Source organism: Lactobacillus helsingborgensis, assembly GCF_003173695.1.
Lineage (GTDB): Bacteria > Bacillota > Bacilli > Lactobacillales > Lactobacillaceae > Lactobacillus > Lactobacillus helsingborgensis.
Map to the genome: position 1 here is coordinate 1668732 of NZ_CP029544.1, position 16078 is coordinate 1684809.

Here is a 16078-nt window from a genome sequence, read left to right on the forward strand (position 1 = left end):
TTAAACTAAAAACAAGCTGTTTCCCTTAAGTCTACTAGGTAACTATACGAACCTATCCTTTTTAATAACTCGGTAAATAGAAATAACCAAGACTAAAAGCGCGCAAAGCATCGCAACGTAAGCCATTGGTCCTACGCTGATAGCAGCTTGGGCTTGGCTGCTGGCCATGCGATTTTCTACCGCATATTCTACAATCCACTTACTTAGTAAACGCGGGGTTAACACAAAACTTACAGTCGCTATGATTGAAGCTACTAAAGCCGTGTTACGTGAATATGGTTCACGGAAAAATTGTGCTAAAACACAAAATGCTGGGGCAATCATCAAAAGCAATACCCACATAATAATTAGTCGTCCTGCACCACTGCTCATCATTTGGGCACTATTAGTGGCATAACGGTATTTACCCCACAATTGTCCGCCGGTTAAGGTATTCAATAAACTCAGAAAATACGATCCTTGTTGTCCATATACACCGCCACGATTAGACAAAATTCCCTGAATCACCTGCAAGCCGTCAGTCGAGCCAGCTGTAGTGAAATTTACGGTAACTACTTTTTTCATGTAAGTAGCTAAAAACATCACAATTGAGCCGCCAAATTGCAATGCCCGCAACATGCTTAGTTTTCTGGACGACTTCATCTTAAATTCTAAACTTAGTACACGGTCAGGGTGGTGGCTGCGACCAATCACAAAGATACCGATTGCGACAACGATCGCAAGTACAACCAGCAGCCACCACAACTTAGCCATGATCAAAAATATGGCGAGTACCACAATTGCCACCGCAACGTATGGTCGGTCTGCAAATATATCCCAGAAGTTTAGCTTTAAATGACGGTAATCAGCACGAGTTTGAAGGTTGTTATTCTCTCTGAGCGTTACCTTAGAAGTCGCTTTTGCATTAGACCGAGATTTTTGGCTGTGTTTTTGGCGATATTCCTGCCTTGTTATGTGTGAATCTCTTTCCATACCGGCATCTCTTCCTTTCAGAAATAATATCCTATCATGTTTAAGATGAAAATATCATCTATTTAGCAAATTCTTAGCAAATTTATTGTGCTAAAATATAAAAGATATCGTATTTTTTAGGAAAATATTAAAAAGAAAGCGAGGACGTTTTGACAGTTTCCGACAAATTTCCAGCTAGCTGGCACAAGGCATTTGTTACTTTGTGGCTAGGCTGCTTCATCACAGGCATGGGCTATTCCATGACAATGCCCTTCATTTCATTATTTATCGCTGACTTGGGAAACTATAGCAAATTACAGATTAGTATGTATTCCGGCCTTGCGTTTGCTATGACTTTTATTGCCCAAGCAATAGTTTCACCTTATTGGGGCAATCTGGCCGACAGAAAGGGACGTAAATTAATGTGTATGCGTGCCTCCGGTGTGATGGCCTTAACCATCACTGCTACCGGTTTTGCACCTAATGCCCTTTACATTATCGTCATGCGCTTTATTCAAGGTGCCTTTTCTGGATACATTAATAATGCCACTGCTTTAATTGCGGGAGAAACCCCTCATAGAAAAAGTGGCTGGGTCATGAGCCAAATGATGACTGCCGGTACGGCAGGAAACTTGGTGGGCCCACTTTTAGGTGGGGTATTGTCAAACTTCTTTGGCAATTGGCTCGGCGGAGTCTGGGGTTACCGCATTCCGTTCTTTATCACCGGCTTTTTAATGGTACTTGTTTTCTTAGGGTCATCTTTTTTAGTTCACGAAAACTTCACTCCAATTTCTCGAGCAGAAATGAAGCCGATGAAGGAAATTATGCGTTCTCTACCCAACGTTAAATTGATTGTGGTGATGTTCTTTACCACACTTTTAGTTCAGGCTGCCAATATGTCAATTGATCCAATTGTTTCTTTATACGTTAAATCAATGATGCCTAATAGCAAAAACATCGCATTTGTGGCGGGCGTCGTAGCTGCAACTCCAGGTCTCGGAACATTGCTAGCTGCTTCCAAAATTGGTCATAAAATGGATGAAATTGGTCCTCTGAAGATATTACGCCTAGGTTTGATTGTAGGAGCTGTTCTCTTTATTCCTATGGCCTTAACTCATTCGCCTTGGGTACTGGCTGGATTGCGTTTTCTACTGGGAATTGCCAGTGCTGCTATGCTGCCTGCAGCACAGACCGTTTTGACTCTGAACACTCCAGCCGAAAGCTTTGGTCGTATCTTTAGTTATAATCAGTCTTTTCAAGCAGTTGGCTCTGTGTTTGGGTCAATCATGGGCTCCACTATCTCGGGACTGTTCAACTATGCTACAGTTTTCTGGACTACAGGCTTTACCCTACTGATTAACTTTATTCTCATTATCTTTTTCAGTTTAAGAAAAAGTCCTAATAAATAAGAACTAACTTACAACTAATAAAGTATCCTAATTTTGGTGGTCACATCATATTTCGTTCAGGATGCTTTTTTGTTTTGCTTGATCTCCGTAGATAAACATTGTATAATTTTATTACATTTTAGGATATACATTGTTTATTTTTTACAGGGGGCAATTATGATTCGTGCTACTATATCTAAATGGGGTAATTCTAAAGGCATCCGATTAAACCAAGCAGTCTTGCAAGCATTAAACGCTACTATAGGAGATCAGTTAAACTTTAAAATTGAGGACAACAAAGTAATAATGTCAAAGCAAGATGATTCACCTGATTTAACTTTTGAAGAACTTTTTAAAGATTATTCAGGTGAAGAATTTGATACCGAAATTAAGTTACCAGATGAGAGAAAAGGAAATGAAAGATGGTAATTAAGCAAGGATCTATTCTATTAATGGATTTAAGTCCTAAACAGGGGCATGAACAATCTGGCAAACAACCTTATTTATATTTAAGCTATAAAGGGGTTGAAAAATACGCTCATATTGCTGTGTTTGCTCCTATATCAACTACTAAAAGACGCTACCCCTTATATCAAGAATTACCTGCTGCATCTCAAACAAAAGGCGTAGTCATGCTAGATCAGCTAGTTACAATCGATTATCATAATCAATCATTTCAATATTTAGAACAACTACCTGATGACTATTTGGAAAAGATACTCAAAATTGTAAAAGTAGTTTTTCAGAAAGATTAGCCAAGCAGTTGGTGGAAAAATCCCATGAGATTCACACCCGGCCACTAACCTGCTTTAGTAAGATGACTCTATTATTTTTGGAGAACATGATTAACTATCATTTTGATCCCCAACAGCTTTATCTGGATAATAGCGCGAGACAAATAGAAGAATTTTCCTTGATCGGCATGACCGAATTTAGCAAGCAGTTGCAAAAAATTGTGCAGGAAAACACCTGAAAGAATTAAACTAATAACAGCAAAACTGGTATTCAATCTTTATTTGAAACCAGTTTTTTTTATTGTTAGTTAATAATGTTTTCCTTAATTACCTGTTCCAGTGCAGTGCTAATCCAGCCAATATTATGCGGTTTACCGTCTTTAAGATAAGTCAAGCCGTAAGAACAATTACTCTTATATTTTAAAGGACGGTAGGAGACAAAATTAATATTTTTGTTAATGCAAAAATTCGGGATTATCCCAATACCCTGTCTTGCTTTAATAAAATCATACATTAAAAAGTATTCATCCACCCATTTGACCTGATCGGGACCGAGCTTAGTTAAAAAAGTTTGATTTAAGCGGAATATATCAGGCAAAGAACGGTCAGTATATGGCAGAAGAATTTTTTGCTGATAAAGTTGGCTAAAAGTAATAGCTTCGTACCTTTCTAGAGGATGACCGGAAGGCAATGCCACCCAATATTTGACTGGAACGTAGGGTCTGAAAATGACATCGTCTGAGTCTTTAATGACGTCACTAGTTAAAAGTGCCAAATCTATCTTACGCTCTTGCAATTGGGATAAATAATCTACTAGAAAATTAATAATAAAAGTAAAATCATAGTTTTTATATTGCAAGTTAAATTTTTGCAAGAACAAAGGAATGATGTAGTGCTCCAAAGGATTGGCTGACATCCCTATCCTTATGTGAGTGAGATCAGAAGCAACCGACTTATGCTGCATGTAATCTACTGCACTATCTCTCTTTTTCAAAATATCTAAAGCAATTTGATAAAAATATTTGCCGGCAGCAGTCACCATTAATTTATGCGGTGAACGATCTAATAATTTCACATTAACTTCTTTTTCCAGTTCCTTAATGCTTTTAGAAACAGCAGATTGAGAAAAGTCTAACTTACGGGCTGCCACGGTAAAACTTAAATTATCAACAACATAGATAAAGCAACGCAATTGTGAGAAATTCATAATTTATTATTCCTTTTGGTACTACCTTATTCCATTATGCGTTAAGAAAGCGCCTTTAGCAATGATACTATGTGATTAAATTCATTAAGGAGGTAATTTTAATAAATGAAACAGAAAATTTATCCGTGGTTAATCGTCTTATTTTCTGGACTGATGTGCGCTGTTATAGCTAATACCTATACTGTCATGATGAGTCTGTTTTTGGATCCTTTAGTACACGCATTACATGCACCATTATCGGCAGTCTCGTACTTTATGACCATTACTATCATTTCCATGTCATTTGGGTTTGTTTTAGTAGGGCACTTTATTAAAAGAGTTCAATTCAATTGGGCATTGGCACTGGCTGTAATTATGACGGCAGCAGCAGTAGCAATTTTATCACAAGCCCGCAATCTAGTTGTTTTATATTTAACCGCCGTAGTCATTGGGCTAGGCTGTGCCTTCACGGGATACATTGTCCAAGGCATTTTAGTCAATAATTGGTTTATCGCTAAGAAAAATTTTGCTTTTTCATTATGCGCTGTTGTTGTTTCTATTTACCTAATGTTTTCCAGCTCTTTTACTTCTATCTTAATCACTAAATTAGGTTGGCGCTCAGCACTTTTAACACTGGGCGGTATTAGCCTGGTTATCGGTTTACTTGGTGCCTGCATCATGAAATTAAGACCTGAAGACATAGGACTTAAAGCATACGGAGCTGATCAGGTTCAAAGTAATTCCACTGCTGCGCCTGAGCAAGCAGCGCCACAAATTAAAACTAAGACTGTCGTTTTTTCAGCGGCTTTTGTTTTAGTTCTACTATTCTATGCTTTGGTCGAATTTGGAGGCAATATTCAAAGTTTAATTCCGGTTTTCACAACTCGTAGTGGTTTTGGACCTACTGCTGGGGGTTTTATTATTACCCTAGTTAGTGCAACCCAAATCTTCATTACCCCACTTTTTGGAATTACTACAGATAAATGGGGCAGTAGAGCTGTAGCCGTGTGGTTAATGTGCCCAATAGCAGCAATGGTGTTATTCATTCTCGCGGCCAAAACTAAGTCCTTTGTTTTACTATATTCCGCTGCCCTTCTCTCTACTGCTTGTGCTACGGTCATGGGAACTGGTGAACAAGTTTTTGGAGCCGAAATGTTTGGGCCGGCTTTTGATATTGGTTACTCCAATGTTAGTGCCATCACAGGTGTGATAGGCGCATTTGCCACTCCGGTCTTTAGTTACATTTATGAAGGCAGCAATTCATTCATAGTAGTTTTCATTGTAGTAGCAATAATTTATTTCATTGCTTTAATCATCCCTATAATTGGGCCAAAATTCCGCTTAAGATTTGAAAATAAAGGAGAATAATATTATGACTAAAAAATATGATGTGATTATTATCGGTGGTGGTCTTGCAGGTTTCGCTGCAGCCACAGAAGCTGCAGACAGAAATTTAACTGCCCTAGTGCTAGAAAAAGGCAGAACAACTGGCGGAACTGGTAATTATGTTGAAGGTGTTTTTGCGGCAGAATCAAAATTGCAAAAAGAAGCAGGAATTGATATTAAGCGTGAGCAAATTCTCCAGCTGGAAATGGATTATTCACACTACAAGGCTGATCATGAAATGTGGCGCCATTATATTGACCACTCTGCAGAAAATGTTGACTGGCTCCAAAAGCACGGCGTTCAGTTTGACAAAGTTACGGAAATGGGCACTGATTTGCCAACTTGGCACTTATTCACAGGTCATGGGAATAAAGCAATCCATGAAGCTTTACAGCCGTATGTTGAAAAAAATAATATTGCGATTAAAACTTCTACTCAGGCAGTTGACTTAAAGCATAATGCTGACGGCAGTTGGACTGTGATTGCCCAAGACTTAACTGCAGACAAGGACATTACTTTACAAACCAAAAACGTAATTTTAGCTACTGGTGGCTATTTAAACAATCCAGAAATAATGGAAAATGCCAACAAGTTTAATCCTGAACGGATCGTTCCCGTTAATTCCGGCAAGTCAACCGGTGACGGTCTCAAAATGGCATGGAAGCAGGGAGCAAAACACTTCTTTACCGGCATGACAATGAACTTTGGCGGTCAGATTCACGACTCGCAAACTCCGACTTACGAATTTGCAACATGGGATCTGGGTAGTGCTGTTTGTGACGAGCCTATTTTATGGGTAAATGAAAGTGGCAATCGTTTTACCAATGAATATGATTGCGTAAGTAACTGGGCTAACGAGGGTAACGCTATGATTCGGCAAGACCGCGTTTTTGCCATTCTAGACCAAAAGACTATTGATGATTTTACTGATAAAGGTTTCCCGCTAGATTTACACCCATTTTATGAACTGCCAAATTATCCGCACTTACGTGAAAATGTAAAAGAGGCTATCGCTAAGAACTATGACTTTATGAATTCTGCTTCAACGCTGGCAGAACTGGCAGAGAAGATCGCTGCTCCTAATCTGGAAGAAACGGTTAATCATTATAATGATCTTGCTGAAAAAGGCGTTGACACTGATTTTGGTAAGGATAAAAAGTTTCTCCTACCGGTTGTACAAGGACCATTTTACGCAATAGAATTGGGCGTTGGTGCTTTTACTACCGGAGACGGTCTAAAAGTCAACTTGCATAATGAAGTCTTAGACAACAAGAGTCAGCCTATTGAGCATTTATATGCAATCGGCAGTGATGGCTCAGGTGTAATTTATGGCGATACCTATGGAGTTAAAGTTCCTGGTAGTCATGCCGGCTATTGTGTTTACTCAGCCAGAAACGCTGTTAAAAATTTGACAGCTGATTTATAAAATAAGCACTAATTAAGATAATTAGAAAACAAAACCAAACTTTCTTATTGAAAAGTTTGGTTTTTATTTTGAGTAAGCTTATTAAAAATTACCTGTATTTGCTGGTGACAAAGGGATGTAAAAAACTACAGACAGCTAGTCAGAAATATTTTTAATTTTGACAAATTTTAGTTTGAAAACACCTTTCTATGATTCTCAACATCAATAATTAATCTAACTATGATTTTATAATTTTAAAAAATATAACTTTATTTTAAAATATATCTTCCGATTATAAAATGTTTAGCGTATAGTGGACAGATGTAGAGAAATTTAAAATAATTATATATTTTTGATGATGCTTTTTTAAAATAGAGAGGATGTATATATTAATGAAAAGTTTTAAAAAATATGATCACCTTAATTATTCACTGGCAATAATTTTTTCAGCCGTGGTTTACCCGTTAATAAACTTATTGCTGGCTCTCGTATTAAAAAGATTAATTGATGCAGGCATTGCCCGTAATGTAAATGATTTAAAATTGGCAATTTTTGCCTGTTTGCTAGTGTGTATCTTTTTAGCACTGGCAGTCTTTATTAGTGAATGGACCAAAAACAAATTTGTTAATAATTTTAGTAAGAGATATAGAAAATTCATTTTTAAAAGGATTATTGCCAGTGATTTAAATGAATTCAGCGCCAATAGCGTGGGTGATTTTTTAGCAACTATGACAAACACTATTTCAACTATTGAGGAAAAATATATCAAGTCATATTTTAATATCGTGTCTAACTCAGCTTTATTACTTTTTTCAATTGTGGGAATGTTTTTTATTAACTGGAAATTGTCAATAGCCGTGTTAATAATCAGCTTAGCACCAATCTTTATTTTGAATTTATTAGGCGGAAAAATGCAGGCAACGCAAAATGCTGCTTTAACTCAGCAGAACGCCTATGTTTCCAAAGTGAAGGACGCCTTTTCAGGCTTTTTAGTAATTAAAAGCTTTAATATTGCAAAACAGATAAGCACAGAATTTGAAAATAGCAATAACAAGCGTGCAGATAGTGAATTTTCTCTGTCAGAAATAAACAACGTTTCAGTATCAATTTCAAAATTTTCAGGATACTTAGTTTTTCTAGTAGCTTATGGGCTAGGTATGTTCATGGTAATTAACGGAAGTACAAGTATTGGTGCAGTTACAGCAATTGTCCAATTAGTTAATTTTATTGTGATGCCGTTGAGTAAATTAGGCATTGAACTGAACAATAAAAAAGCTGGGTTAGCTGCTACCAAGACTTTAAATCAGTTATTAGAAAATTTATTTACTCCAGTAAAAAATGATAGCAACTACTTGGAATTGAGTAAGTTTGAGCATGAGATTGAATTATCTAACGTCAGTTTTTCTTATCCCCAACAAAATAAAGTAGGAAAAAAGGTGCTGACTAACATTAACTTAGATATTAAGAAAGGCAAAAAATACGCGCTTGTGGGTATGTCAGGCAGTGGTAAAACCACACTATTGAAATTATTAATGAGATATTACAAACCGACTAATAACGGTAGTATTAGCATAGATCATGTGAATATTAATCAAATTAATCTTTCTTCACTTTATCATCTGATAAACATTGTTCAGCAGGATGTTTACATTTTTGATAATTCACTTGCTTATAATATAACTCTGGGACAATCCTTTACAAAGCAGGAGCTAAATGAAGCCATCAATAAATCAGGTTTAAGAAAACTGGTAGACAATAATGCTGCCGGAATTAAAATGAATGTTGGTGAAGAAGGAAAAGAACTATCTGGCGGACAAAAACAAAGAATTTCTATCGCTCGCGCATTGATCAGAAGAACCCCTATTTTACTGATGGATGAAGCAACGTCATCTTTAGATCAAAAAAACACGACGGAGATTGAAAATGCTATTTTAGCAGTCAAAGATCTGACCGCAATTGTAGTTACCCACAAATTAAATCCTAATCTATTGCAAAAATATGATGCAATAATTTTTATGAAAGATGGCACAATAACTGAAGAAGGCTCTTATGATGAATTAATGAAGCAAAAAGGTGATTTATATAATCTGTGCAGCTTAACTATTGATAATTAGTGCATAACATGTGAGTTGTTAGTTCTTTAAGATGAACACTTTTGATTTTAGAAAACATTATTAATTTTCATATTGAACTTAAATAAGTTTATTTCGATAATTGCACTCAGTAAATATAATGACTAAAAGTAATAGATGAACAAATTGACAACTAAACTCCGATTTAAATTTGTGGTTAATTTAGTATAAATAGAAGCTGGTTTCAGGTAAATACTGAAACCAGCTTTTTATTATGCAGTACAATTTAGATTAACTTGGGAATCATTTCATATTAGGGTTATAGGACGGATTTTTGAAAATAATTTTTTGTTGTGCACCATCAATTAATGTTGTTTGCAATAACGTCATGTTTATTTGACCTAAACTATAATCTTTTCTTTTTTTAAAATCTGTTACGCAAACATAATTACCAGGCTGTCTGCGGTATTTATTTAAAAATAAGTAGCCATGATAGCCTTGAACCGTCATAAATTCTAACAGATATTGCCATAAAATTTTACTATTTAAAACATTGATTTTAGAAAATTTAAAAACAAGGTTGTCCTTAGTAAAAATATCATTTATCTGACTTACAATTTCTATTCTTTCAGCAATATCCGGAAAAAATGTAGACTTGGTAATATCATTAATACCTATTTCCCCCTTCAAGATATCATTAAAAACTAATTTGGCGTTTTTCTTGTATACAACTTGTATATCTTTTAACTTATGTAAACCTGCTAAATGATGGAAATCACTAGAGTCAAATACTATTGTTACTTCTTCGCTTCTTCCTTTACGACCTAATATTAATTTAACCTTTTTTCCAATTAGCTTATTGAATTCACTTGCAGCAACTTGTAAAAGATCTTGACCTCTCCTGTGTATGTACATCTATCTTAGATATTTCTTTCAAAAAAAATAGGAACTCCTTTAAAGAGTTCCTTTGTTATTTGCAACAATGAGTGTTTTACTATTGGCTTGAGGTGTTCACACACAACCCTATTAAGACTCCTTGAGTGAGTGCAACTAAGTCCAATCCACCCATCTCAAATCAACATCTAACAGATACTCTAGTTACCTGCTTTCATATATCATGATACATTGCCTTAATTTAATAGTCAACCTTTAAATCAAGGCATTTACGCTAAATCAGCGCCGTTAGTAGTAATTACCTTCTTGTACCAGTCAAATGACTTCTTCTTGTAACGGTTAAAGGTGCCGTGACCTTCATCATCTTCATCAACATAAATGAAGCCATAACGCTTGGACATTTCACCAGTTGAAGCACTAACTAGGTCGATGCAACCCCAAGGAGTATAGCCCATAACATCAACACCATCGTCTATAGCTTGAGAAATAGCCTCGATGTGTTCACGTAAGTAATCAATCCGGTAGTCATCTGCAACATAGTGGTTTTCGTCTGGCTTATCCACAGCTCCCAAACCATTTTCAACAACAAAAACAGGTTTTTGATAGCGATCTGATAGTTGGTTCAGGGCAATTCTTAATCCTGTTGGGTCAATTTGCCAGCCCCAATCGCTGCTCTTTAAGAATGGGTTCTTAACGCCGCCCATCAAGTTGCCGTTAGTAGTTTCTTGGTTTTCATGGGTAACATCAACTACAGATGACATGTAGTAACTAAAACCAATATAATCAACTGGATATTGGGCTAATAATGCCAATTCCTCATCATTGTAGTCAATATCTGCCAACTGTACTCCTTGACGAGTCAATAAACTCTTAGTGTAAGCTGGGTAATGTCCTCTAACTTGAACATCGGCACAGAAGAAGTTATTAGCCTGATTGTCTTGTAATGAAGCCAATTGGTTCTTAGGATTAGAATCGTAGCTGTATGTTGTAGCATATAAAATCATGCAGCCAATTTTCATATCAGGATTAAGTTCATGACCAAGCTTAACAGCCTTTGCACTAGCAACAAATTGGTTATGCCAAGCTTGGTAAACATTCTTCTTGTCGCCAGCACCATTACTGATAGTGAGACCTTGACCCATAATTGGGAAGTGAGCGGCACTGTTGATTTCATTGAAAGTCATCCAGTATTTAACCTTATCTTGGTAGCGGGTTAAAACAGTGCGGGCAAAGCGCTCGTAAAAGTCAATCAGCTTCTTGTTCTTCCAGCTGCCGTATTCAGTAATTAAATGTAGCGGCATTTCGTAATGTGAAATAGTAATTACAGGCTCAATGTCATGCTTTAAGCACTCGTCAATCACTGCGTCATAGAACTTCAAGCCTTCTTCATTAGGAGTTTCTTCATCCCCATTAGGAAAAATTCTAGACCACGCAATTGAAAAGCGGTAGCACTTAAAGCCCATTTCAGCAAAAAGTTCAATGTCTTCTTTGTAATGATGATAGTGATCAATACCAATATGATTAGGATAAACGTAGTCTGGGTTTATCTTAAAATCAAAATCAGGTGAAGCAATGATTTTCATTCTGTCTTTGCCACCAGGTAAAACGTCAGGCAAAGATAAACCCTTGCCTCCTTCTTGGTATGCACCTTCTAATTGGTTAGCAGCGGTAGCACCGCCCCATAAAAATCCTTTAGGAAAATTATTTGTAGCCATGATTTACTCCTCTCATTATTTTAAATCTAACAAAGCTGTGCCTATAGTTATTGTCCCATCGGCAATTGCAGTAATTTCCTGATATTCATTTGAATTAGTAACGACAATTGGAGTTGTCAGCTTAAAGCCGGCTTTTTTAATAGCTTCCATGTCAAACTTGATTAGTGGGTCACCCTTTTTCACAGCTTGGCCCTTCTTAACTAAGGTTGTAAAGCCTTTACCTTCAAGTTCAACGGTATCCATGCCAATGTGAATCATTACTTCTGCACCATTGGTCGATTTAAGACCAATTGCATGTCCAGTTGGGAAAACCATGACTACTTCTCCATCAAGAGGTGAGCAAACCTTGCCTTCTTGAGGTTCAATTGCAATACCCTTACCCATTGAACCGCTGGAAAAGACTTCATCTTTAACATCGCTTAAAGGAACAACTTGACCATTGATTGGCGCAACTAATTCTTCTTCCTTATTATACGAAACTTCTGCCTTAACTGTGTCAGAATTAGCAGAATCATTTGTTGCGGCTGACGTAGCAGTCGCACTCACAGCAGCTTGTTCTGCCAAATTGCCATCAACGCTCTTTTTACCAAAAATCATTTGTAGGGCGAAACCTAAGACGATTGCTACAGCCATACCAATCATTAAGCCATAGACACCCATGTCAATGCCGTTTTTACCCATAGCGCAAGGAATTGCAAAGATACCCATTCCAGCCATCAAATAAGTTTTTGTGCCAAAGAGTCCAATTAAACCGCCACCAACAGCAGAAGCAATACAACTGAGAATAAATGGCTTCTTACGTGGCAATGTTAAACCATAAATAGCTGGTTCGGTAACACCGAAGATACCTGATACGAATGCTGGAATAGCAATACTGCGAGTCTTTTCGTCTTTAGTTTGGAAAATCATAGCTAAAACTACACCAGTTTGTGCAAATGATGCAGCAAATGATAAACCAATAATCGGGTCAAAGCCCATAGCAGCAATGTTAGTCATCATAACTGCCACAAAGCCCCAATGAACGCCAAAGATGACAAATACTTGCCAGAAAGCACCCATTAAGATACCAGCGATCACTGGACTAAAGTTATAAATTGCACTGACAATTTCCGCAACTCCGTTACCTAGCCAAGTTGCAACTGGTCCGATAACAAGGAATGTAATTGGAACAGTAACTAATAAAACGATAAATGGTACTAAGAAAGTTTTAACAACATCTGGAATGATCTTACGAGCAACTTTTTGCACTTTGGAAGCAAACCAGACCGCAATGATAATCGGAATAACCGATGTGGTATAGTTCATTGAAATTACCGGAATGCCCAAAAAAGTCATGTGAACCGGTGCTTCTAAGAAAGTGCCCTTAAATACAGTAAATAATGCAGTTTTACTGCTTGCCATTGACACAATTGAAGGATAACAAAGGGCAGCTCCAATAGTGGCACCTAAATAGGTGTTGATACCAAATTTTTTTGCTGAAGAAATACCTAAGATGACAGGTAGGAAGTAGAACAAGCTGTCACCGATAGCGTTCAAGATGACATAAGTTCCCGAATTTGTTGATAGCCAACCAAAAGCCAAAAACATTGCGTTGAAGCCTTTAATCATACCACCAGCACACATTGCACCTAGAAGTGGGTTAAAAATACCGGAAATCAAGTCAATAAATTTATCAGCTAAGCTCATATTGCTGTTGTCAACGTCATCATCAGAAACGCTGCCGCCATTTGCAAAGCCACCTACTTTAACCAAAGTATCATAGACATCAGCGACATTATTACCAATAACGACTTGGTATTGTCCACCAGACTTGACAACAGATATTACGCCATCAGTAGCTTTTAATTTGTCATCGTTGGCCTTCTTCATGTCCTTTAACTTAAAACGTAAACGGGTAGTACAGTGAACTACACTGACTACGTTGTCTTTACCACCAATATCGGCGATAATTTCACGACTTAGATCTTCGTAAGCCATTTTTCCTCCTAAAAATCAAAACCCGAGAACTTCAAGAAACACCTTAACAAGATAAATTGTCAGGTTGCCAGTTAAAGTTCTCGGGTTAATGCCTGTAAACAGTAACACACCGTTTAAACTAAATATTATTAAAATAAGGTAGAATTAATCCTTTTCTGAATGGGTGTCATTTTGCCTATGCGTGACCCGCCATACATGCAGGGTTAAATATACCTGATCATCAGGCTGCAACTGCCAGCCTGCCTGATTGTATAAGTACGTGTCGATTTTTTGGACAGTATCGTATGCCTTTCGGTATTTGACCTTCATTAGTTCAATTAAAGAATTATCAAGCTCACTACCAGAGTCCTTGTCACATTCACCACACATATGCCGCACCATAAAAGCACGTAAATGTGTCATAAAACGGTTAAAGTTGAATGATTCATTATCAAGCTGCATACCATATTGGTACTGGATAATATCAATTACGCCGCGAATTAACTTAGTAATTTTAATTGTATCCTGCAGTTTGGTTTGACCAGAACCAGCGTTAATAAAGTGATATGTCAGATAAGCTACTTCACTTTTGGGAAATTCCAGCTTGGTTTTTTTCTTTATTAACTCAAGAGCCTCTTGTGCTGTGTTATATTCCTTGGGAAACAATTTTTGCATTTCCCAGCCTAATGTATCTTGGCCTAATTCAATATTTTCATCAGCTCGGGTTAACATAAAATCAATATGATCGGCTAACACCAAAAATTGATAATCGGAAAAAGTTATTTGTAATTTTTGGCTCGCTAAATTAATCACAGCAGTAGTCAACGCCAATGTTCGCTGATCAATATCTCTCACGCTGTCAACCATTTTAATGTTCTTTTCGACAGCGATAAAGCGACGCGAAATTTTGTCCTTATCAATGGGATCGCCTGCTTTTTTGCCAAAGCCAATCCCGTTACCAATCACCACCCAATCTACTCCGGATTCATCTGACACTAAAGCAGCGTTGTTGTTAAAATTCTTAATAAATTTCACTCAACTTACTCCTTTTTTTCAATAAAAAAACCTACAAACAGTACCAGAAATAAGTATTGTTCATAGGTTAATGCCTGATCGAATCAGTAACACGACTACTTACGCTTACATTATAAATCAGTATTAAAGCGATCTCAATACTTATTTGATTATTTTTTATAAGTGTTTCTTTTCAAGATAAATAATTGTGCTTTAAACCGATTTATACTTAAATAGTATCTGAAAGCACTATATAAGTTTAAAGGAAAACAATTCAATGGCAAGTAAAAAGCAAAAACATTCATTAAAAGACCGAGTATGGTCTACAATACGCGTCTTACTTTTAAGTGCCCTTTTTTATATTGGAGTTACCTTAATTTTTTTCGGTTCAGGATTTGGCAACTCCTATGTAGTGCAGCAAAATGCGGAAAAAGCAAATACCACTTTAACACAGAAAAAAGCAGATATAAATAAAAAACGCAAAACAAGTTATGACGCCAGCAAAACCAAATCAGTCAGTGCAGCCAGCGTTCTGAGAGCGAAGCAAATTAAGGCCTATGCTATAGGTCGCATTGCTATTCCTGCTGTTAATATTCATAATCCGCTCTTTGCCGGTTATGGTGATCAAAACCAAAATCTGGAATATGGTGTCGTTACCTGCCTGCCCGATCGCGTTATGGGCGGTGCTAATAATTATGTACTTGCAGGACACTATATGGGCTCATACGGACCGGCAGTTTTAGATAATTTGCATTTGGCCCATCCCGGTGACCTCATTTATGTGACAGATTTACACCATATTTATACTTATGAAATTAAAAGGATTTCTTTTGCGATTAAACCTACACAAGTTGAAGTTGAAAACAACGTGCAGGATAAGAGCATGATTACCCTTATTACCTGTTCTGATTTCAATACTTCTAAGTATGGGTATGGACAGCACCGCACTGTTGCACAAGGTGATTTAATCGGCAAAATGAAGGCTACTAAGCATAATCTGGCGGCTAGCGAATTAATTGCTAAACCAAAGCAAACTAATAAAAAGAAACACGTGACCCTTACGACTAGCAATGGGCGCAAAACAGTTCAAAAGGCTACTAAAGTACGTGCAGAAGCACAGCCTAAATTTTTCCAAAACATGACTTTAATCAGAACAGTAATCATTACCTTTAATATTATTTTTATATTATTTATTTTCTGGCGGCTGGCTCGTATTTGGCTTTTTAAATAAGCTCTTTAGCATCAGTTATATAGGGTAATAAAATTACTTATTTCAAATAGTCAGCTTTTTAAATACATGCTATACTGGGTTAAGATGGTATTATTAGGATAGTATATGGTTGCGGTTACTTTAATACTTAATATTAATATTTGATT

The 16078-nt window shown here is 36.8% G+C and carries 14 protein-coding genes; 8 read left to right on the top strand and 6 right to left on the bottom strand.

The genetic code is table 11. The annotated features are described in order from the left end of the window. Nucleotides 1–42: 42 nt before the first annotated feature. Complete coding sequence (locus tag DLD54_RS07980; RefSeq protein ID WP_109918857.1) at nt 43–972, bottom strand: cytochrome C5; 930 nt, start codon at nt 970–972, stop codon at nt 43–45. 149 nt (nt 973–1121) lie between these two features. Between DLD54_RS07980 and DLD54_RS07985 the strand changes: the two genes are divergently transcribed. The 4 genes from DLD54_RS07985 to DLD54_RS08925 all read left to right on the top strand — a co-directional run bounded on the left by DLD54_RS07985 (nt 1122) and on the right by DLD54_RS08925 (nt 3312). Continuing rightward, nucleotides 1122–2360, top strand: a complete 1239-nt coding sequence (locus DLD54_RS07985; protein ID WP_109918858.1) for an MFS transporter — start codon at nt 1122–1124, stop codon at nt 2358–2360. 156 nt (nt 2361–2516) lie between these two features. Next, entirely contained in the window at nt 2517–2768 is a 252-nt protein-coding gene (locus DLD54_RS07990; RefSeq protein WP_109918859.1) for an AbrB/MazE/SpoVT family DNA-binding domain-containing protein, read from the top strand. Continuing rightward, nucleotides 2762–3094 (top strand): type II toxin-antitoxin system PemK/MazF family toxin, encoded by a 333-nt coding sequence (locus DLD54_RS07995; RefSeq protein WP_109918860.1) that lies wholly within the window; start codon nt 2762–2764, stop codon nt 3092–3094. Before DLD54_RS07990 ends, DLD54_RS07995 begins: the two co-directional genes overlap by 7 nt. An 86-nt stretch (nt 3095–3180) precedes the next feature. Continuing rightward, nucleotides 3181–3312 carry a hypothetical protein gene (locus DLD54_RS08925; RefSeq protein ID WP_255409548.1) on the top strand — a complete coding sequence of 44 codons (132 nt, stop codon included), beginning with the start codon at nt 3181–3183 and terminating at the stop codon, nt 3310–3312. 65 nt (nt 3313–3377) lie between these two features. Here the strand turns inward: DLD54_RS08925 and DLD54_RS08000 are convergent, their stop codons facing one another. Then, entirely contained in the window at nt 3378–4280 is a 903-nt protein-coding gene (locus DLD54_RS08000; RefSeq protein ID WP_109918861.1) for a LysR family transcriptional regulator, read from the bottom strand. A gap of 105 nt (nt 4281–4385) precedes the next feature. On the opposite strand from DLD54_RS08000, the gene DLD54_RS08005 reads away from it, so the two are divergent. From DLD54_RS08005 to DLD54_RS08015, 3 genes are all read left to right on the top strand, one after another. After that, on the top strand, nt 4386–5627 hold the full coding sequence (locus DLD54_RS08005) for an MFS transporter (RefSeq protein ID WP_109918862.1): 1242 nt from the start codon (nt 4386–4388) through the stop codon (nt 5625–5627). 4 nt (nt 5628–5631) lie between these two features. After that, nucleotides 5632–7071, top strand: coding sequence for a vinyl phenol reductase (locus DLD54_RS08010; RefSeq protein WP_109918863.1), 1440 nt, complete (start codon nt 5632–5634; stop codon nt 7069–7071). A gap of 371 nt (nt 7072–7442) precedes the next feature. Continuing rightward, nucleotides 7443–9164, top strand: a complete 1722-nt coding sequence (locus tag DLD54_RS08015; protein WP_158593334.1) for an ABC transporter ATP-binding protein — start codon at nt 7443–7445, stop codon at nt 9162–9164. 261 nt (nt 9165–9425) lie between these two features. On the opposite strand, the gene DLD54_RS08825 is transcribed toward DLD54_RS08015, so the two are convergent. The 4 genes from DLD54_RS08825 to DLD54_RS08035 all read right to left on the bottom strand — a co-directional run bounded on the left by DLD54_RS08825 (nt 9426) and on the right by DLD54_RS08035 (nt 14722). Next, a complete protein-coding gene (locus DLD54_RS08825) occupies nt 9426–10037 on the bottom strand; it encodes a PBECR4 domain-containing protein (RefSeq protein WP_158593335.1) in 612 nt (203 codons plus the stop codon). Between the two features lie 248 nt (nt 10038–10285). Continuing rightward, complete coding sequence (locus tag DLD54_RS08025; RefSeq protein WP_109918865.1) at nt 10286–11731, bottom strand: glycoside hydrolase family 1 protein; 1446 nt, start codon at nt 11729–11731, stop codon at nt 10286–10288. Between the two features lie 15 nt (nt 11732–11746). Beyond that, on the bottom strand, nt 11747–13708 hold the full coding sequence (locus tag DLD54_RS08030; RefSeq protein WP_109918866.1) for a beta-glucoside-specific PTS transporter subunit IIABC: 1962 nt from the start codon (nt 13706–13708) through the stop codon (nt 11747–11749). A 144-nt stretch (nt 13709–13852) separates the two neighbouring features. Beyond that, a complete protein-coding gene (locus DLD54_RS08035) occupies nt 13853–14722 on the bottom strand; it encodes a PRD domain-containing protein (RefSeq protein WP_109918867.1) in 870 nt (289 codons plus the stop codon). 256 nt (nt 14723–14978) lie between these two features. Here DLD54_RS08035 and DLD54_RS08040 point away from each other — a divergent pair, with 256 nt between their 5' ends. Beyond that, complete coding sequence (locus DLD54_RS08040) at nt 14979–15932, top strand: class A sortase (RefSeq protein WP_109918868.1); 954 nt, start codon at nt 14979–14981, stop codon at nt 15930–15932. The last annotated feature ends 146 nt before the right edge of the window (nt 15933–16078 follow it).